Here is an 18,486-nt window from a genome sequence, read left to right on the forward strand (position 1 = left end):
CGGCGGTCAGCGGATCTGCATCCCGGAGATCGCCCGGGAGATGACCAGTCGTTGGATTTCCGAGGTGCCCTCGAAGATGGTGTAGATCTTGGCGTCCCGGTACCAGCGCTCGACCGGGTGGTCACGCAGGAAGCCGGCTCCGCCGAGTAGTTGCACTGCCTTCTCGGTGACCGACACGGCCACCTCGCCGGCCTTGAGCTTGGACATCGATCCTTCGCCCGCTGTGAACGGGCGGTTGTTGCGGCCCATCCACGAGGCCCGCCAGACCAGCAGCCGTGCGGCGTCGATCTCCATCCGCATGTCGGCCAACGCGAACGCGACCGCCTGGTTCTCGATGATCGGGCGCCCGAACTGGACGCGGTCCTTCGCGTAGTCGAGGGAGTATTCGTAGGCGGCCCGGGCCACGCCGAGCGCCTGGGCGCCGACTGTGGGTCGGGACAGCTCGAACGTGCGCATCGCTGCCTGCCCGGTGGACCGCTGACCGGAGCGGGCACGGTCGAGGCGTTGCAGCAGGGCGTCTCGTCCGCCGAGGAGGCAGCGGCCGGGTACGCGTACCCCGTCGAGGAAGACGTCGGCGGTGTGTGACGCGCGGAGGCCGAGTTTGCGCAGCTTGCGGGTGGCGGCCAGGCCGGGGGTGCCGGGCGGTACGACGAACGCCGCCTGACCTCGGGAGCCGAGCGCGGGGTCGACGGAGGCGGTGACCACGTGCACTCCGGCGATGCCGCCGTTCGTGGCGTACGCCTTCTGGCCGGTGAGCACCCACTCGTCGGTGGCCTCGTCGTAGACGGCCCGGGTGCGCATCGCGCCGACGTCGGAGCCGGCTTCCGGCTCGCTGGTGCAGAAGGCGGCGACGGTCGGCGAGTCGACGTCGCCGAAGCACTGCGGCACCCACTCGACCATCTGGTCCGGGGTGCCGGCGCCGTAGATGGCGGCGACGGCGAGCGAGGTGCCGAAGATGCTCATACCGATGCCGGCGTCACCCCAGAAGAGTTCCTCGCTGGCGATCGGAAGGGAGAGCCCAGTCGGGTCGGCCCAGCAGGTGGCGAGGAACTCGAAGCCGTAGAGGCCGACCTTGGCGGCTTCCTGGATCACCGGCCACGGGGTGTCCTCGCGTTCGTCCCACTCGGCGGCGGCCGGGCGCACGACCTCGGCGGCGAAGCCGTGCACCCAGTCGCGTAGATCCCGCTGTTCCTCGTTCAGGTCGAGCGAGAACTCAGCCATGTCAGGCCTTGGGGATGTCGAACAGGTTGGCGATGTTGGCGGCGAGGCCGAGGTCGCCCTTCGCCTTCAACTTGCCGGTCATGAACATCATCACCGGGTTGGCACCACCGGAGACGATCTTCAGGAACTCGACCGGGCCCATGGTGAGGCTGAGCTTCGGGTCGTGCTGCGGGGTCGAGTTCACGACGCAGGTGCCGTCGGCGATGACCACCTCGTAGGTGTCGCTGCCGCCGTCGGGGCGACCGGTGATGATCCAGTGGATGACCGCGTTGGTGGAGCCGGCCCGGTCCGCGCGGAACAGCGACGGCATCCGGCCGAACACCTCGCCCAGGACCTTGTCGCGCATGTCGCCGGACATCACCTGGGCGATCTTGTCGTCCGGGGTGGACTTGACCAGCTGGGCGAACTCCTTGGGGCCCACGTTGGCGAAGGTGGCCGGGTCGAAGTCAGTCATCAGGTGCGCCTTCCGGAAGATTGGCTACTCGCGCGTAACCCTACGCACGAGTAGGTATGCTCGCAAGGTGTCCAGCGTCCCCGCCTTCAAGCGCCTGCCTCGCGCCGTCCGCGAGCAGCAGATGCTCGACGCGGCCGTCAAGGTCTTCTCCCGACGTGGCTTCCACGCCGCCAGCATGGACGAGATCGCCGAGGACGCCGGCATCTCCAAACCCATGGTGTACGCGTACCTCGGCACCAAGGAGGAGCTCTTCGTCGCCTGCCTGCACCGGGAAGGCACCCGGATGATGCAGGCCATCGCCGGGGCGGCGGCCCCCGACCTGCCGGCCGACGAGCGGCTCTGGCGCGGGCTGAGGGCCTTCTTCGGCTTCGTCGGCGCGTACCGGGACGGCTGGGCGGTGCTCTACCGGCAGGCCCGGGGCGAACAGCCGTTCGCCGGCGAGTTGGCCACCATGCGGGCCCGGCTGGTCGAGGTGGTCGCCGGAATGCTCGACCACGCGCTGCGCGCCGAGGGCCGCGAGATCGCCGCCATCGACCTGGAGGTCGTCGCGTACGCCCTGGTCGGCGCGACCGAGTCGTTGGCCGACTGGCTCGCGGACCACCCGGACGCCGACCCGGAGAAGACGGCCACCCGGATGATGAACGTCGCCTGGCTCGGCGCCGCCCAACTGCTGCACGGCGTCACCTGGCGTCCGCCGGCCGTCTGACGGCCCCGGCGGGAAGGGCGTCGGTGCCCGGCTCGCCGGCCCGCGCCGTACGGCGGCGGTTACGGAGCCAACGGACCACCTCGACGACCACCGTCACCGTCAGGGCGAGGCCCAGACCGAGCAGGAGACCACGCAGCGGGTCCTGCTCGAAGGCGAGCCCGCCGACGTAACCGACCAGCGCGGAGTAGAGCCCCCACGAGCTGGCGGCCAGCGCGTCGAAGGCAAGGAACCGTCGCCGGGGATAGCGCACCGCACCCATGGTGAGGGTGACAGCGGTCCGGCCGCCCGGGATGTAGCGGGCCACGGTGAGGATCAGGCCGCCCCGGGTGGCGATCCCCCGACGGGCCCGGTCGATGGCGGCCCGGCGTCGGCCGTCGGGCGGCAGCCGGTCGAGCAGCCGGGTGCCGCCACCCCGCCCGATGGCGTACGAGATGTGGTCCCCGACCAGCGCCCCGGCTGCGGCCACCAGGATCACCGCCGGCAGGTACGGCGCCCCGGAGGCCGCGAACACCCCTGCGGTGATCACCGCCGTCTCGCTCGGCACCACCGGGAAGAAGCCGTCGAGCACCGCGATCGCGAAGATCGCCAGGTACACCCAGGGCGAGGACATCGTGTCGTGCAGCAGGTCGAGCAGATTCATGATCCTGATGCTGGTCGGGGCGGCGGATCCCGACATCGGCCAGTGGTCAGGTGGGCGGCACTACTTAGGTAGCGGCCGGCCCGGACTGTGCATCGGGGTCATCCCCCACCTCACCCGGGTACGGCGCTGCGGGGCGGCCGGATGCGTCGGCTGGGCCCTAGGCTCGCTGCGTGGCCTCCAGCGCCGTCGCCCTCCGGCGGGTCGTCCATCGGTACGCCCCGCCGCTGCTCGCCGTCCTGGTCGCCGCGGCCGTGTGGGCCAGCGCGACCGGTGACATCGGGGTCCGCTCGCCGCTGCCGAGCGTGGTCGTGTTGCTGATCGCACTGGGCTCGGCGTGGGCCGCCGGCACGGTCCGGACCCGCCGCTGGCCGTTGTTCCTGGCCGCGGCGGTCGGCTGGTTGGTGCTCGCCGCGGCGGCGGCCGGGGTGCTGGCCTCGTACCAGGCGGGTCTGCGGTTGCGAGGTCGCCAACTCGCCGGCTACCTCGCCGGTGCGGCGGGGGTGCTGACCGGCGGGGTGCTGGTCGGGCTGGCGGTGGGTGGCGTACGCCGGATCACCACCGCCAGCACCGGCAACGTGCTGCTGCTCGCCGCCGGCCTGGTGGGGCTTCCGTTGATCTTCGGTCTCTGGGTGCGGGCCCGTCAGGACACGCTCGCCGCTCTGCGGGACCGGGCCGAGCGGCTGGAACGCGAGCAGGAGGCCCGCGCCGACCGGGTCCGTGCCGAGGAGCGGACCCGGATCGCCCGGGAGATGCACGACGTGGTGGCACACCGGGTCTCGTTGATGGTGGTGCACGCGGGGGCGCTGGAGGTGACCGCCGCGGACCCGGCCACCGTCGAGGCCGCCGCGCTGATCCGGACGACCGGCCGGCAGGCGCTCACCGACCTGCGCGAGGTGCTCGGTGTGCTGCGCCAGGCCGACCCGGCCGTGACACCGGAGCGGGGGCTCGACACGTTGGACGAGTTGATCGGGGAGTCCCGTGCCGCCGGGCTGCGGGTGTCCCGGCAGGACGAGGGCGTGCCGACTGCACTTCCGGCGACGCTGGGGCGTACCGCGTACCGGGTGGTCCGTGAGGCGCTGACCAACGTTCGCAAGCACGCGGCCGACGCCGAGACGACCGTCTGCCTGCGCTACCTGCCCGACGGGCTGGAGGTGCTGGTCTGTAACGGCCCGTCCGAGGGCGGGTCGGTGTTGCCGGGTGCCGGGCAGGGGCTGCTCGGGCTGCGCGAGCGGGTGGAACTGCTCGGCGGCCGGTTGGAGGCAGCTCCCGTGGACGGCGGCTTCCTGGTCCGGGCCCTGATCCCGCTGGTGGGTGCGGCGTGATCCGGGTCGTGGTGGTCGACGACGAGCAGTTGGTCCGGGCCGGGCTGCGGCTGATCCTTGAGGCGGCGGAGGACATCACTGTCGTCGGTGAGGCAGCGGACGGCGCCGGCGCGCTGGAGCAGGCCCGGCGGTTACGCCCCGACGTGGTGCTGCTCGACGTGCGGATGCCGGGCGTCGACGGGCTGACCGTGGCGCCCGACGTGGTCGCCGTCGGCCCAAAGGTGATCATGTTGACCACCTTCGACCTCGACGAGTACGTGCACCGCGCGCTACGTGCCGGCGCGGTCGGCTTCCTGCTCAAGGACACCCCGCCCCGCGAGCTGGCCGCCGCCGTTCGTACGGTGGCCGCCGGGAACGCGATGCTCGCCCCCACGGTGACCCGGCGCCTGATCAGCTCGTTCGCCGAGCGTGGTCCGGCCCGCCGGGACGCGGCCCGTGAGCGGCTCGCACCGCTGACCGAGCGGGAGCTGGCGATCGTCCGGGAGGTGGCGCGCGGGCACGGCAACGCGGAGATCGCCCGGCGGCTGACGATGAGCGAGGCCACCGTCAAGGCACACGTCAGCCGGGCGCTGGCGAAACTCCACGCGGGCAACCGGGTGCAGCTGGCCATCCTGGTGTACGACGCCGACCTGCTGTGACGGGTGCGCCCGTCAGCGTCGGGCGGCGGCGCGACGGTGTGCGCGACGGCGCAACCACCGGATCCCCTCCAGCCCGAACGTGACCACCACCGAGAGCCCCACCCCGACCAGCACGCCCTTCACCGGGTCACGTTCGAAGGCCAGCCCACCGAAGTAGCCGAGCAGCCCGCAGTACAGCGCCCAGGTGATCGCCGCGATGCTGTCGTACAGCAGGAATGACCGGCGGGGATAGCCCACCGCGCCCATGGTGAGGGTGACGGCGGTCCGCCCGCCCGGCACGTACCGGCTGGTGGTCAGGATCATCCCGCCGCGTCGGTCCACCGCCCGCCGGGCCCACTCGGAGCTGGCCCGCCGGCGGCTGCCGTCGGGCAGGCCGGCCAGCCGGCGGGCACCTCCGCCCTTTCCGATGGCGTACGAGATGTGGTCGCCGACCAACGCGCCCACGGCGGCGCTGGCGATCACCAGGGTCAGGCTGGGGTGCCCGCCGCTCGCCGAGAGCACCCCGGCGGTGATCACCGCCGCCTCGCCCGGCACCGCGGGAAAGAACGCGTCGACCGCGGTGAGCCCGAGAATCACCAGGTAGACCCACGGCGACGTGACCGTCCCACGGAGGAGGTCGAGGAGGGCGTCCATTCCCCCATGCTTGCCGGGCGCGACCTGCCCGGTGGGCGAGTCGCCGGATCACAGGCCTTCGGCCCCGAGTTGTCAGTTGGCGCGGACCAGGGCCGGTGGGGCCAGCAGTGGGCCGCACGGGATCTTGTCGTCGGCGGTGGGGCCGTGCGAGGTCAGCACCACCGGTGTGCCCAACTCCGCGCGTACCGCCTCGGCCCAGTCCGCCGGTGGGTCGTCGTACACCGGGCGGGAGCGCAGCAGGCGGGCGGTGAGCGCGGCCTGCCGGTCCAGGTCACCGGGCGGGCCCGGGGTGAGCCGGTCGGTGGTGTCGTAGCGGCGGCAGATCCGCAGGTCGGGGCCGGTCAGGTCGAGGTGGGTCAGGGCCAGGCCGTCGACGCCGCCGGCCGCGGCGAGGGCGTACCGGTGGGCGACCGCGTCGAAGTGGCCGAACCGGAACCGGCCCTGCCACGGGTTCGTGGCGTTGTGCGCGTCGGCGAACGGCAGGCTGCTGTCCTCGGTCACCAGCGGGCCGTGCCCGTGCCGGGTGGTGACGACGCGAAGCACCCCGATCCGGGTCACCTCGCCGGGTCGGCCCGCCTCGTCGAGCAGGCTGTCGACGTTGGCGAACGTCGTGGTGCTCCAGGTGGTGTACGGGTGGAAGCCGTGCCACTCGTCGAGCAGCACCCCCTGCGCGCCCTCGAAGACGCAGGTCCCGGTGCGCAGCGCCTCGGCGAGCCAACTGCCGTCGACGATGGCGACCCGGTCGGCGAACCCCGTGTACGCGGGCAGGCAGTCCTCGATCGGTGGCGCGTCCAGCGGGCCCAGCTCGGCGGTCAGCCGGTCCCGCAGGATGGCCAGCCTGCGGCGCAGCAGTGCCGGGTGGTGGCAGTCGGCGACCCGGGGCGCGTCGTCGGGGTGGGCGAGACCGTACGCGACGGCCTCGCCCACCCCCAGCCCGCAGGAGCCGTGCCGGTCGGCTCCCCGGGCGATCTCGCGGGCCCGGTTGGCGGCCCGGTGGTACGGGGTGGCGAGCAGCGCGTCCCCGTCGACGGTCAGCCGGTCGAGCGCGTCGGGCACCCCGACAGTGGCGAGGTGGTCGGCCTCGGCGGCCATCGCCAGCGGGTCCACCACCACGTGCCGGGACAGGTGCGTACGCACACCGGGATGGAAGGTGCCGGCGCCGAACTGCGCGAACGTGTGGTGCCGCCCGTCGCGCAGCACGACGTTGTGTGCCGCCTGCGCGCCCCCGTTGAAGCGGACCACCGTGTGCACGGGACGGGTGGCGCAGAGCCAGTCCACAACGGTGCCCTTGCCGGCGTCGCCGTAGCCGAGGTCGACCACCGCCACGTGGTTCACAGCCGGGTCACCCCGCTGGCCGTGTCGGTGAACGTCGGCAGCGTCGACACCTCGGCCCGCCGTCCCCGACCGAGGCGGGCCAGCGCCTTCGACACGGTCCCGGTGGCACCGGAGCCGGCGCGGTCCAGGTCACGCAGGCCCTCGTCCAGGTCGATGGCCTGCTCGCCGAGGCCGATGGTGAGCGCGATGGTCTCGCAGACCGCGTCGAGGTCGTCGAGCACGACGGCGTTCTGCCCGAGCAGGTCCCGCCAGAAGTCGAGCACCGTGGCGTTGCCGGAGTAGTGGCTGCCGGTGGGGAGCAGGTAGTAGGTGTCCCAGCGGCGGGTCACCTCGTCGACGACCTGCCGCAGCGGCACGTCCTCGGAGATGTCGTCCCCGATCAGGCCGGCCACCTCCCGGGCCTTCACCCGCTGGTACGCCAGCTCGTCGCCGATGATGAACAGGTAGCCGCGCCGGCCGCGCTTCTCCCAGTTGTCGGTGACCGTGTGCCGGGCCATGAAGTACATGGCCAGCTCGTACGACTCGCTCATCTGTCCGCCGCCACCGCCCTCCAGCACGATCCGGCCGAGGTCGTCGTCCATCCGGTTGTCCGACTCGAACTGGCCCACCTGCAACGGCACCCGGTCGCAGGTGGCGTCGCCGATGGCACCGAACATGATCTGCGGGTCGCTGGCGTAGCCCTGCCGTTGCAGCAGCCCGAGCAGTTGCGGCAGCTTGGTCTGCAGGACCCGCGGCACCGTGCGCATCGAGCCGGTCACGTCGAAGAGCACCGCGACGGGGGTCGACCGGGGGTGCTCGGCGGAGTCGCGGCTCTCGCGGGTCGCGTCCCTGGGGTCGAGCGCGGGGTGCACGGTGCGCGCCCCGCTGTCGCTGTAGGAGAAGGCGCTCCTGCCGGTGGACCGGCGGTAGCGGTCGGCTGCGTCGTACACGTCGGTGGACCAGATTCCACTGCCCATGACAGCTCCTTAGGGGGTGAGGGTGAAGGGCCGGAAGGTGCGTGGCCCGTAGAGCCGGTCCAGCACCTGGTCGAGTTCGCGCAGCAGGCGCCAGGCGTCGTCGGGCCGGGCGCCCAGCGACCGTTGCCGGCAGCCCTGCGCGAAGGTGTGCAGCTCGCGGGGCGCGCGCGGGCCCATCAGCCAGCTCATGCAGTGGCTGGCCATCGCGATGTCGGTGCCCGGCCCGCACGGCTGCTTGTTGAGGACCTCCTCCGGGTCCCAGCCGTGGCCGGGGACCACCGCCGGGATGGTGCTGCCGACAGCCGCGGAGAAGCACCAGTCGATCAGCACCACGCCGTGGGCGTCCGGCTCGATCAGCACGTGTCGGGGCAGTACCGCGCCGTGTACCACGCCCGCCCGGTGGGCCAGGCCGAGCACGACCAGCAGTCGCCGCCACATCCAGGCCACATCCCGGGCGTCCAGCCCGTCGGGGTACGCGCGCCGCACCTCGTCCAGGTCGTGCAGGCCGGGTGCGGTGGCGAGCACGTTGATCCGCCGTTCCGCGCCGGTGCTGGCGTCGCGGTGCCGGAACTCGTCGACCAGCCGGGGCACGTACGGCAGGTAGCGCGGGTCGCCGCGCTCGGCGATGGTGCGCAGGGCGTGCGCCTCGCGGGCCATCAGGTCGTTGTCGGTGGGCCGTCGGGGGAGCTTCAGCAGCCGGTCGTCGCCGACGTCGTAGAGGTCGGCGAGGTCACCCGAGTGGGCCGGCGCGCCGAGCCGGTAGTCGCCGAGGACTGTGGTCTGCCGGGCCCGCCACCGGGTGGTGACGTGGATGAACGCGTCGGTGGCTTCGGCGCGTACCCCGGGGTCTGTCGGCAGGCGGTCGGGGTGCAGGGCCGCGACCAGCTCGCGGTAGCGGCGGGCCGGCTGGTCGGCGCCGAACAGGTCCGCGTCGGTGCGGGCGGCCGCGACCAGGTGGATTGCCTCGGTGGCCCTCACCGCACCGTCTCCTCGCGGGCGGGGCGCAGCAGCGCCGGGTGCAGCAGGCGGGCGTCGCCGGCCCGGTAGAGGCGGGCGCGCGGGCCGCCCCGGGCACCACCGCGCTCGGTGCTGGCGCCGGTGCTCTCCACGAAGCCCGGCACGGAGAGCACCTTGCGGTGGAAGTTGCCGGCGTGCAGCGGGTGCCCCCAGACCGTCTCGTAGACGGCGCGCAGTTCGCTGATCGTGAACTCGGCGGCGAGGAAGCGGGTGGCGAGCGGGGTGTACTCCAACTTGGAGCGGGCCCGTTCCAACGCGTCGTCGATGATCCGGCCGTGGTCGAAGGCGAGCTGCCGGCTGGTCAACGCGGTCAGCGGCAGCCAGATCGCCTCGTCGGCGTCGCTGCCGGCGGCCGGGTCCGGCAGGTCGGGGGCGAACGCGAGGTGGGCGATCGAGACGACCCGCATGCGCGGGTCGCGGTCGGGAGCGCCGTAGCTGCCCAACTGCTCCAGGTGTACGCGGAGCAGCTCCTCGCCGCCGAGCCCGGTCTCCTCGGCCAGTTCCCGTCCGGCGCCAGTGGTCAGGTCCTCGTCGGGGCGGACGAAGCCCCCGGGCAGCGCCCAGTGCCCGGCGAAGGGTGCCTCGCCGCGCCGGATCAGCAGCAGGTGCAGTGCGCCGTCGCGGATGGTCAGCGCCACCACGTCGACGGTCACGGCGACCGACGGATAGGCCCGGGGGTCGTACGCGGCCAGGAAGTCCTGCTCGTTCATCACGTCTCTCTCACTTTGAGAACATCTCGCTCTGAGAACAACTTAGCGCAGAAGTGCGCGCCTGCCAAGCGCAGAGGCAACTCAGCGCATGACGCGGTGCGGCGCGCTCAGCGCACGGTGCGGTGCGGTGCGCTCAGCGCACGGTGCGGTGCGGTGCGCTCAGCGCACGAAGCCCGTCAGGTGGGGTCGGCCCCGCGAGTCGTGCAGCGCGAACCTGCCATCCGGCAGGAGCGCGAAGCTCACAGTGCTCGGCAGCGGCACGGGCAGCTTGAAGGCGACCTCGACGGTGTACGCGTCCGGCAGCCGGGCCTCCAGCGCGGCCAGGCAGCGCGCCTTGCTCCACATGCCGTGCACGATCGGCCGGCGGAAGCCGAACAGCCGCGCACCGAGTCGGGAGGTGTGGATCGGGTTGTGGTCGCCGGAGACCCGCGCGTACTCCGTGCCGACGCGCGGTTCCACCCGCCAGCGGGCGGTGGCCGTCGGCGCGGCGGGTCGCTCGCCGGGCTCGCGCCCGCCCGGCACGCGCTCCCGACCGAGGTACGTCGAGACGCCGCGCCACACCTCGGCCCCGTCGACGGAACCGACCAGCACCACGTCCACCTGCCGCCCCCGGTCGTGGGGGCGCAGGTTCTGCGCGTACGTGGTGAAGTCGAGGGTCTCGTCGGCGGTGATCGGGCGGTGCGTGGTGATCCGGTTGCCGACGTGCACCAGGCCGATCAGCGGGAGGGGGAAGTCCGGCGCTGTCATCAGGCGTAGGGCCAGCGGAAAGCCCATGACGTGGGGAAACGTCGCGGGCAGCCGATCGGTGAGCCGGAACCCGCAGACCCGGTCGTAGTCGGCCAGCTGTGCCCGGTCGACGCTCACCCCGCCCACTGTCAACTCGACAGCCGGCAGGTCGGGCCCGCGCCGTCCACCCCCGAGGCCCGGTAGCGCGCCGAGCAACGCCCGTCGGTGCAGCGCCCCGACCGCCGGCATCCGGGGCAGCTCGACCAGGCTGCGGCCGCCCGATTCCGGCCCCGCTCCCATCACGCCCCCAGCAGGCTCTGGCCGCAGACCCGGACCACGTTTCCGCTGACCGCGCCGCTGGCCGGCCAGGCCAGCCAGGCGATCGTCTCGGCCACGTCCACCGGCAACCCGCCCTGGGCCAGGCTGTTCATCCGCCGTCCCGCCTCGCGGACCACCAGCGGGATGCGCGCGGTCAGCCGGGTCTCGATGAAGCCCGGGGCCACCGCGTTGACGCTGATCCCGCGCTCCCGCAGGGCCGGCGCGAGTGAGTCGACCAGCCCGATCACGCCGGCCTTGCTGGTGGCGTAGTTGGTCTGCCCCCGGTTGCCGGCGATCCCGGCGATCGACGAGACCGAGATGATCCGCCCGCCGGCAGGGATCAGCTCCCGCTCCAGCAGTACGTCGTTGATCCGTTCCTGGCTGGAGAGGTTGACGTCGATCACCTGGTCCCACCGGTCGGCGTCCATCCGGCCCAGCGTCTTGTCCCGGGTGATGCCGGCGTTGTGCACCACCACGTCGACCCGGCCGTGCCGGCCGGCCAGGTGCTCCGCGAGTCGGGTCGGCGCGTCCGGCGCGGTCAGGTCGAGTTGGACGGCGGTGCCACCGATGTCGTTCGCCACGGCGGCGAGCGCGTCACCGGCGGCCGGGATGTCCAGGGCCACCACCTTCGCGCCGTCGCGGGCGAGCACCTTCGCCAGCGCGGCACCGATGCCCCGTGCGGCGCCGGTGACCAGCACGACCTGCCCGTCCAGCGGGCGGTCCCAGTCGGCCGGGACGCTCGCCGCGCCGCCACCGATCCGGATGACCTGCCCCGACACGTACGCGGACCGGCCGGACAGCAGGAACCGGAGAGTCGATTCGAGGCTCGTGCGCGTGCCGGCGGCGTCGCTGTCGCGGGCGACGTGGACGAGTTGCGCGGTGGTGCCCCGGCCGAACTCCTTGCCGATGCTGCGGACCAGCCCTTCGAGGGCGCGCTGGGCGGTCGCCTCGCGGGGTGTCGGGCACTCCTGCGGCGGGGTGCCCAGCACGATCACCCGGCCGCTGGGCAGCACGGCCCGAGCCTGCGGGTGGAAGAAGTCGTAGAGCTGACGCAGCTCGGTCGAGTCGGTGATCCCGGTGGCGTCGAAGAGCAGAGCTCCGTACCGCTGCGAGGTGCCGGCGGCCGGGTCGGCCAGCTCGACCCCGGCGCTGGTGAGCATCTTGGCAACCGGCTCGGCGAGCCGGCCGCCGGTGGCCGCGCCGAGCAGGGCCGGGCCGGCCAGCAGCGGGTCGCCGGGGTGGTGCCGGCGCAGTCGGGGCGGGTCGGGCAGCCCGAGGCGCTTGACCAGCGCGCGGCCGGCGGCCGATTGGACGAAGCTCGCGTACCTGTCGGTCATGGGCGTAGCCTACTGGCGAGTAGGGTTCGAGCAACACATGTCGAGGAGGCGGATCGTGCAGAGCATCCGGCGGGTCGCGGTCATCGGGGGCAACCGCATCCCCTTCGCCCGCTCCAATTCCCGCTACGCGGACGCGTCGAACGCGGACCTGCTCGGCGCGGCGCTCGACGGCCTGATCGCCCGCTACGGGCTGGCCGGGCAGCGCATCGGTGAGGTGGTCACCGGGGCTGTGCTCAAGCACTCCCGCGACTTCAACCTCACCCGCGAGGTGGTCCTCGGCTCCCGACTCGACCCCCACACCCCGGCGTACGACATCCAGCAGGCCTGCGGCACCGGCCTGGAGGCGACCATCCTGGTCGCCAACAAGATCGCCCTCGGTCAGCTCGACGTGGGCATCGCCGGCGGTGTCGACACCACCTCCGACGCCCCACTCGCCGTCAACGAGGAGATGCGCCGCACGCTGCTCAAGCTCAACTCGGCCCGTACGCTGGGCGAACGGCTCAAGATCGCGGCAAAGCTGCGCCCGTCCCAGCCGTTCAAGCCGGAGATCCCACGCAACGCCGAGCCGCGTACCGGGCTGTCCATGGGCGACCACGCCGCCCGGACCGCAGTGCGCTGGCAGATCGACCGGCGCTCCCAGGACGAGTTGGCGCTGCGCTCACACCAGCGCCTCGCGGCCGCGTACGAAAGGGGTTTCTTCGACGACCTGATGACGCCGTACCTGGGGCTCACCCGGGATGCGAACCTTCGCCCGGACAGCAGCCTGGAGAAGCTCGCCTCGCTGAAGCCGGTCTTCGGCACCCGTGGCCCGGACGCCGAGCACGCCACCATGACGGCCGGCAACTCGTCACCCCTCACCGACGGCGCGTCCACCGTGCTGCTGGCCAGCGAGGAGTGGGCAGCGGCGCACCACCTGCCCGTGCTCGCGTGGTTCAGCTGGTCGGAGACGGCGGCGGTGGACTTCGTGCACGGCGACGAGGGGTTGCTGATGGCACCCGCGTACGCGGTGCCCCGGATGCTGGCCCGTGCCGGGCTGACGTTGCAGGACTTCGACTACTACGAGATCCACGAGGCGTTCGCGTCGCAGGTGCTGGCCACCCTCGCCGCCTGGGAGTCGCCGGAGTTCGCCAAGGACCGGCTCGGCCTGGACGCGCCGCTCGGCGCTGTCGACACCGACCGGCTCAACGTCAACGGTTCGTCGCTGGCCGCCGGGCATCCGTTCGCCGCCACCGGCGGGCGCATCGTGGCGACCCTGGCGAAGCTCCTGGCCGAGCGGGGCAGCGGGCGTGGGTTGATCTCCATCTGCGCCGCCGGTGGTCAGGGCGTGACCGCCATCCTGGAGCGCTGAACGGAGCGTGCACGGCGACGCCCGCCGGACCCTCGGGTCTGGCGGGCGTCGACAGTGCGGTACGGCTCAGCCGAGGGTGAACCTCTCCCAGGAGCTGACGACCGGGCCGCTGGCGATCAGTGGCTTGCTGCCCGCGCCGTCCGCGCTGACGTACTTGTTGTTGACAACGGCCTTGAAGCTGACGGTGCCGTCACTGCTGCGGACCATCGTGAACCGCTCCCACAGGTCGACGGTCGGGCGGGAGGCGATCAGCGGCTTGGTCCCGGCGCCGTCCGCGGAGACGAAGCGGCTGTTGATGTGGGCGAAGAGGGTGACCTGCCCGTTGCCGAGATCCACCACGTCGAACCGCTCCCAGAGGCTGACCGCCGGGCCATTGGCGATCAGTGGCTTGCTGCCCGCGCCGTCAGCGCTGACGTAGCGGCCGTTGACGCGCGCCTTCAACGTCCGATTGGCGTCGGTGGCCGTGACCTGGTGGAACTTCTCCCAGGCACCGATCGTCGGCCGGCTGGCGGTCAGCGGCACGGCACCGCTGGGATCGGCGGTGACGTACAGGCCGTTGTCGGCCTTGAGGCTGACGCTGCCGTCGCTGTTCCGGTTCAGGCTGAACCGCTCCGGAGCGTCCACAACCTGGCTCATGGCGTGCAGCCAGTCCGGCCCGCCGCTGTAGGTCCGGCTGACGTACCGCCCGGTGACGTAAGAAAAGAGTGCGACCTGGCCACCGCCTGCATCGGTGAGGTCGAACTGCGTGGCGAGGCCGAACTCGGGCCTGCTCGGCACGAGACCGGTCGGCGTACCGTACACGTCGACGTAGCGGCGGTTGGCGAGGGCGAGGAGACCCACCGTCGCGGTCCGTCGCAGGACGCTGACCCGCTGGGTGCTGGTGTCCGTCAGCCCGTCGGTCCCGGTCACCTCGACGCTGAGGCTGTAGGTGCCCGGGTTGGCGTACGTGTGCGAGGCCACCGCCGTGCTCTGGGTGACCCCGGACCCGTCACCGAACTCGAACCGGTAGGACTTGATCGGATGGAAGCCCGGCTTCGACGCGGAGGCGTCCAGCTTCACCGAGACCGCTCCGAGATCCATGCTGACGCCGAACGACGCTGCTGGCGGCCTGATGGTCTCCACCGCGCCACGGTCGGCGTAGGTGATCGGGCCGGCACCGGTGTTCGCCACTGCCGGGTCGTTCATGCGCGGAGTGCCGGTGCGGTCAAGTGCTGGGAACCCGGGGGCCGCGGAGTTCGCCGAGTCGATGTCGTCTCGTGGTTGTCCCGTCTCCCGGTCGTGTGCGGCCTGCCCGGACGCGGCCCGGAACCCGGCGAGGCTCATCCGGGTGTTCCAGGCGTAAATCTGCGGTGAGTCGCCGTAGTAGTGGTGGGCGTTGTTGTAGTCGACCATTGTCTTCCCGATGGCCCCGCCGTAGACGCCGATCTCGACACCGTCGAGGAACGCCGCGTCACAGTAGCTCTGGTCGAAGAAGCCGTTCGTGATCAGCACGTTGTTCTGCACGGAAACGCCGGACGAAGCTCCGTCGACCCGGATGCCGTCCTGGCAACGGTCCCTGATGGTGTTGTTGGTGATCGCCGTGCCGGTGCCACCGTTGTTGTGCACCCCGTGGCCGGGGCCACCGTCGATCTGGTTGTTGGCCACCACAGTGTCGACCGCGCCCACTCCGATGGCGACTGCGGCGCCGGTGAAACCGCTGACCTTGCTGTCGAGGATGCTGACTCTCGGCCCATCGACCCGAACGCCGACGCCGTCGGAGAGTGTCCGGTACCCGGCGCTGCTTAATACGTTTACGGATTTGACCAGCACGTCGCTGCTCGCGGCGTCGATGATGATTCCGGCGCTCAGGGTCGGCCCGCTGGCGGTGATCTGCTTCAGCGTCGACCCGGTGACACCGGCCAACCGGACCGCGGGCGCGGTCGAGGAGGTGTCCATCGTGAAGCTGCCGCCCTGGATGGTGATCCGCGAGGAGTTGCGCAGGTCGAGGCCGGGCAGCACGCTTGTCGACCCTTTGGTGCGCAGATTCTTGAGTACGACATCGTGCTGGCCGTCGATCACGAAGCCGGCGGTCGCGCCGATCAGAGTTGCCACGTCACTGGCGAAGAAGGTGACCGGCTGCTCAGGCGTGCCGGACGTGGGGATCGTGACGCGCTCCCGGTAGTTGCCGCCGCCGACGTCCACCGACTGGCCGGCCGTGACCACCGCGGCCGCCGCGCCGATGGTGCAGAACGGCTGTGCCAAGGTGCCCGGGAACTGATCGGAGCAGCCGCCGACGGGATTCTGTCGAACGTAGAGCGTCGTCGGAGCGTCCGCCTGGACCGGCACTGTGGTGCCCACCAGGGCGCCACCGGTCAGCACGACGGTCGCGAGACCGGAAAGGAGGGATTTACCCATGCTATGCCTCAGGGATGAGGAGGATCCGGCGATCGCCGGGAGTCAGATAAAGCTGATCATGCATTACCGGTCGGTTGAGGCGCTGACCGCAGTGACAAAACGGCCACTCGGCCGGTGTGTGCACGGCGACGCCCGCCGGACCCTCGGGTCTGGCGGGCGTCGACAGTGCGGTACGGCTCAGCCGAGGGTGAACCTCTCCCAGGAGCTGACGACCGGGCCGCTGGCGATCAGTGGCTTACTGCCCGCGCCGTCCGCGCTGACGTACTTGTTGTTGACAACGGCCTTGAAGCTGACGGTGCCGTCACTGCTGCGGACCATCGTGAACCGCTCCCAGGTGCTGGCAGTCGGTGCGTTCGCGATCAGCGGCTTGGCGCCAGCGCCGTCGGCGGACACGAAGTGGTTGTTGACACGGGCGAGGAGGCCGACCTGCCCGTTGCCGAGATCCACCACGTCAAACCGCTCCCAGGTGCTGGCGGTCGCCGCGCTCGCGATCAACGGCTTGGCCCCCGCGCCGTCGGCGCTGACGAAGCGACCGTTGGCCTGCGCCTTCAGGGACCGGTTCGCGTCCGGTACGACGACCAGGAGGAACTTCTCCCAGGTGCCGATGGAGGGCCTGCTGGCGCTCAGCGGAACGGCGCTGTTGACGTCCGCGGTCACGTACTGGCTGGTGATGGGGGTCTGGAGGCTGACGGTGCCGTCGCCGTTGCGCACCAGCTTGAACGACTCGTGTACGTCCACGAACACGCTGTCCGCGGTCAATGTGGCGAGGTCGGACTCAGCGACGGCGACGTAGCGACCGACCGCCCGGGAGAAGAGGGCGACCCTGCCATTGCCGGCGTCCGCCAGGTCGAACTGCGCGATCGTGCTCGGTTCGGCCTGGTTCGGTCGAAGCCCGTAGCCCTTCTCGTAACTCACGTAGCGGCGGTTGGACAGGGCGCGCAGACCGACGGTCCCGGTCGGCCGCAGCATGCTGATCTGCCTGCCGTAAGTCCCCGACCGACCGTCGGTGCCAGTGACCGTGACGGCGATCCGGTAAGAGCCCGGGTTCGCGTAGGTGTGCGAGGCGATCGGGTTCGTCTGGGTGACGGTGCTGCCGTCGCCGAACGAGAACTGGTAGGACGCGATCGGACTGAAGCCGGGGAGGGAGGCGGACGCGTCCATAGTCACCGAGCGCGCCTGGATGTTCATGGCGACGTCGAACCGCACCTCCGGGCTCCGGACGGCTTCGGTGGTGCCACGGTCGGCGTACGTTATCGGGCCGGCGCCGGTGTTCGGCACGCCCGGATCGTCGACGCGCGGCGCGCCGCCGCGGGCGAGGGTCGGGTAACCGGGGGCGGCCGAGTTCGCCGAGTCGATGTTGTCCCGGGCCTGCCCCGTCTCGCGGTCGTGTGCGGCCTGGCCGGAGGCGGCCCGGAACGCGGCAAGCGACATCCGGGTGTTCCAGGCGTAGATCTCCGGTGAGTTGTTGTTGTAGTGGTGCGCGTTGTTGTAGTCGACCACCGTCTTTCCGACGGCACCGCCGTAGACGCCGATCTCGACCCCGTCCAGCACACTGCTGTTGCAGTAAGCCAGATCGAAGTAACCGTTCAGAGCGAGCACGTTGTTCTGTACGGAGACGCCGGACGAGGCTCCGTCGACGCGGATGCCGTCGCGGCAGCGGTTATTGATGGTGTTGTTGGCGATGGCCGTGCCGGTGGCCCCGTTGTTGTGCACGCCGTGGCCGGCGCCCCCGGAAATCACGTTGTTGGCCACCACGGTGCCGGCCGCGGTGGGTCCGAGCGCGATCGCCGCGTTGCTGAAGCCGTCGACGCTGCCACCGATGTACGAGTTGCGCTGCCCGTCGATCCGGACGCCGACCGTGTTGTCGGCAAGGCTGTAGTTGGCATAGCCCTGCACGCTCGTGTCCTGGATGGCCACGTCACTGCTGGCGGAGTCCATGGTGATGCCGGCGCTGGCGGTCAACCCGCTGACCGTGATCTTCGACAGGCTCGAGCTGGTCACGCCGGCGAACCGGATCACCGGTGAGGTCGCGGGCATGTTCAGGCCATAGGTGCCGCCCCGGATGGTGAGGCCCGAGGAGTTGCGCGCATCCAGGGCCGGCACGTCGCCCGACCCGACGACGCGGAGGTTCTGGAGCACCACATCGTGCTGGCCGTCGATCACGAAGCCGGCCGTCGCGCCGACCAGGGTGGCCGCGGAACTGGAGGTGGTGACGAAAGTTACCGGCTGCTCCGGCGTGCCGGACGTGCCGATGGTGACGCGCTCCGGGTAGTTGCCGCCGCCGATGTCGACGGTCTGCCCGCCGGTGACGATCGCTGCTGCGGCTCCGATGGTGCAGAACGGCTGCGCCAAGGTGCCCGGGAACTGGTCCGAGCAGTTGGCGGGGGGATTCTGCCGGACGTAGAGCGTCGTCGGAGCGGCCGCCTGGGCGGGCAGCGCGGTGCCCACCAGGGTGCCGCTGGTCAGTAAGGCGGTCGCGAGACCGGCGAAGAGGGATTTGCGCATGCTGGCCTCGAAAAGAAGGAGGATCCGGCGACGACGGAAGTCAGATAGGGCGATTTTGCATGATCGACAAGTGAGGTGCTGACCTGGGTGACAAAACGGCCACCCGTCAGTGAGATGCAACAAGAAGTTCGTGATCTCTTCATCGGGCGGCCCGTTGCTGGCAAGGCCGCCCGATCGCCTCCGTCACCCTCTGACGAGCCGCGCTGACTCGTACGCGACGACGCCC

At 71.5% G+C, this 18,486-nt stretch carries 16 protein-coding genes; 4 read left to right on the forward strand and 12 right to left on the reverse strand.

The window, feature by feature from the left end; all coding sequences use genetic code 11:
• Positions 1-6: 6 nt before the first annotated feature.
• Together ACLQ3F_RS18870 and ACLQ3F_RS18875 are read right to left on the reverse strand one after the other, a co-directional pair.
• Positions 7-1,221 (reverse strand): acyl-CoA dehydrogenase family protein, encoded by a 1,215-nt coding sequence (locus tag ACLQ3F_RS18870; protein ID WP_355004692.1) that lies wholly within the window; start codon positions 1,219-1,221, stop codon positions 7-9.
• Between the two features lies 1 nt (position 1,222).
• Positions 1,223-1,675 (reverse strand): SCP2 sterol-binding domain-containing protein, encoded by a 453-nt coding sequence (locus ACLQ3F_RS18875; RefSeq protein ID WP_357198303.1) that lies wholly within the window; start codon positions 1,673-1,675, stop codon positions 1,223-1,225.
• A 67-nt stretch (positions 1,676-1,742) separates the two neighbouring features.
• Between ACLQ3F_RS18875 and ACLQ3F_RS18880 the strand changes: the two genes are divergently transcribed.
• Positions 1,743-2,381, forward strand: a complete 639-nt coding sequence (locus tag ACLQ3F_RS18880) for a TetR/AcrR family transcriptional regulator (RefSeq protein WP_355004694.1) — start codon at positions 1,743-1,745, stop codon at positions 2,379-2,381.
• Here ACLQ3F_RS18880 and ACLQ3F_RS18885 read toward each other — a convergent pair.
• On the reverse strand, positions 2,356-3,021 hold the full coding sequence (locus ACLQ3F_RS18885) for a DedA family protein (RefSeq protein ID WP_425850439.1): 666 nt from the start codon (positions 3,019-3,021) through the stop codon (positions 2,356-2,358). The genes ACLQ3F_RS18880 and ACLQ3F_RS18885 overlap by 26 nt on opposite strands.
• 170 nt (positions 3,022-3,191) lie before the next feature.
• Here ACLQ3F_RS18885 and ACLQ3F_RS18890 point away from each other — a divergent pair, with 170 nt between their 5' ends.
• Positions 3,192-4,343: a sensor histidine kinase gene (locus ACLQ3F_RS18890; RefSeq protein WP_425850442.1), complete on the forward strand. Its 1,152-nt coding sequence runs from the start codon at positions 3,192-3,194 to the stop codon at positions 4,341-4,343.
• Positions 4,340-4,981, forward strand: coding sequence for a response regulator transcription factor (locus ACLQ3F_RS18895; RefSeq protein WP_355004696.1), 642 nt, complete (start codon positions 4,340-4,342; stop codon positions 4,979-4,981). Before ACLQ3F_RS18890 ends, ACLQ3F_RS18895 begins: the two co-directional genes overlap by 4 nt.
• Positions 4,982-4,993: 12 nt before the next feature.
• Here ACLQ3F_RS18895 and ACLQ3F_RS18900 read toward each other — a convergent pair whose 3' ends face one another.
• From ACLQ3F_RS18900 to ACLQ3F_RS18930, 7 genes are all read right to left on the reverse strand, one after another.
• A complete protein-coding gene (locus tag ACLQ3F_RS18900) occupies positions 4,994-5,614 on the reverse strand; it encodes a DedA family protein (protein ID WP_425850445.1) in 621 nt (206 codons plus the stop codon).
• A gap of 72 nt (positions 5,615-5,686) precedes the next feature.
• Entirely contained in the window at positions 5,687-6,949 is a 1,263-nt protein-coding gene (locus ACLQ3F_RS18905; RefSeq protein ID WP_425850447.1) for an adenylosuccinate synthetase, read from the reverse strand.
• Positions 6,946-7,905: a hypothetical protein gene (locus ACLQ3F_RS18910; RefSeq protein ID WP_425850450.1), complete on the reverse strand. Its 960-nt coding sequence runs from the start codon at positions 7,903-7,905 to the stop codon at positions 6,946-6,948. Before ACLQ3F_RS18910 ends, ACLQ3F_RS18905 begins: the two co-directional genes overlap by 4 nt.
• A gap of 9 nt (positions 7,906-7,914) precedes the next feature.
• Positions 7,915-8,883 carry a serine/threonine protein kinase gene (locus ACLQ3F_RS18915; protein WP_425850452.1) on the reverse strand — a complete coding sequence of 323 codons (969 nt, stop codon included), beginning with the start codon at positions 8,881-8,883 and terminating at the stop codon, positions 7,915-7,917.
• Positions 8,880-9,632 (reverse strand): NUDIX hydrolase, encoded by a 753-nt coding sequence (locus ACLQ3F_RS18920; protein WP_425850454.1) that lies wholly within the window; start codon positions 9,630-9,632, stop codon positions 8,880-8,882. The genes ACLQ3F_RS18915 and ACLQ3F_RS18920 overlap by 4 nt, the downstream gene beginning before the upstream one ends.
• A 159-nt stretch (positions 9,633-9,791) precedes the next feature.
• Positions 9,792-10,658, reverse strand: coding sequence for a MaoC/PaaZ C-terminal domain-containing protein (locus tag ACLQ3F_RS18925; protein ID WP_425850456.1), 867 nt, complete (start codon positions 10,656-10,658; stop codon positions 9,792-9,794).
• Positions 10,658-12,013 carry a 3-oxoacyl-ACP reductase gene (locus ACLQ3F_RS18930; RefSeq protein WP_425850457.1) on the reverse strand — a complete coding sequence of 452 codons (1,356 nt, stop codon included), beginning with the start codon at positions 12,011-12,013 and terminating at the stop codon, positions 10,658-10,660. Before ACLQ3F_RS18930 ends, ACLQ3F_RS18925 begins: the two co-directional genes overlap by 1 nt.
• A gap of 55 nt (positions 12,014-12,068) precedes the next feature.
• On the opposite strand from ACLQ3F_RS18930, the gene ACLQ3F_RS18935 reads away from it, so the two are divergent.
• Positions 12,069-13,361 (forward strand): acetyl-CoA C-acetyltransferase, encoded by a 1,293-nt coding sequence (locus tag ACLQ3F_RS18935; protein WP_425850460.1) that lies wholly within the window; start codon positions 12,069-12,071, stop codon positions 13,359-13,361.
• Positions 13,362-13,427: 66 nt separating this feature from the next.
• Here ACLQ3F_RS18935 and ACLQ3F_RS18940 read toward each other — a convergent pair whose 3' ends face one another.
• Together ACLQ3F_RS18940 and ACLQ3F_RS18945 are read right to left on the reverse strand one after the other, a co-directional pair.
• Complete coding sequence (locus tag ACLQ3F_RS18940) at positions 13,428-15,755, reverse strand: right-handed parallel beta-helix repeat-containing protein (RefSeq protein ID WP_425850462.1); 2,328 nt, start codon at positions 15,753-15,755, stop codon at positions 13,428-13,430.
• Positions 15,756-15,932: 177 nt separating this feature from the next.
• A complete protein-coding gene (locus ACLQ3F_RS18945) occupies positions 15,933-18,260 on the reverse strand; it encodes a PKD domain-containing protein (protein WP_425850464.1) in 2,328 nt (775 codons plus the stop codon).
• Positions 18,261-18,486: the final 226 nt, after the last annotated feature.

It is taken from the genome of Micromonospora sp. DT15, from assembly GCF_049841475.1.
In the GTDB taxonomy this organism is placed as follows: domain Bacteria; phylum Actinomycetota; class Actinomycetes; order Mycobacteriales; family Micromonosporaceae; genus Micromonospora.

Bases quoted from the DNA above. Each gene is read 5' to 3' on its own strand.
- ACLQ3F_RS18870 (WP_355004692.1), bottom strand. From the start codon at position 1,221: ATGGCTGAGTTCTCGCTCGACCTGAACGAGGAACAGCGGGATCTACGC.
- ACLQ3F_RS18875 (WP_357198303.1), bottom strand. From the start codon at position 1,675: ATGACTGACTTCGACCCGGCCACCTTCGCCAACGTGGGCCCCAAGGAG.
- ACLQ3F_RS18885 (WP_425850439.1), bottom strand. From the start codon at position 3,021: ATGAATCTGCTCGACCTGCTGCACGACACGATGTCCTCGCCCTGGGTG.
- ACLQ3F_RS18900 (WP_425850445.1), bottom strand. From the start codon at position 5,614: ATGGACGCCCTCCTCGACCTCCTCCGTGGGACGGTCACGTCGCCGTGG.
- ACLQ3F_RS18910 (WP_425850450.1), bottom strand. From the start codon at position 7,905: ATGGGCAGTGGAATCTGGTCCACCGACGTGTACGACGCAGCCGACCGC.
- ACLQ3F_RS18920 (WP_425850454.1), bottom strand. From the start codon at position 9,632: ATGAACGAGCAGGACTTCCTGGCCGCGTACGACCCCCGGGCCTATCCG.
- ACLQ3F_RS18925 (WP_425850456.1), bottom strand. From the start codon at position 10,658: ATGGGAGCGGGGCCGGAATCGGGCGGCCGCAGCCTGGTCGAGCTGCCC.
- ACLQ3F_RS18930 (WP_425850457.1), bottom strand. From the start codon at position 12,013: ATGACCGACAGGTACGCGAGCTTCGTCCAATCGGCCGCCGGCCGCGCG.
- ACLQ3F_RS18940 (WP_425850462.1), bottom strand. From the start codon at position 15,755: ATGGGTAAATCCCTCCTTTCCGGTCTCGCGACCGTCGTGCTGACCGGT.
- ACLQ3F_RS18945 (WP_425850464.1), bottom strand. From the start codon at position 18,260: ATGCGCAAATCCCTCTTCGCCGGTCTCGCGACCGCCTTACTGACCAGC.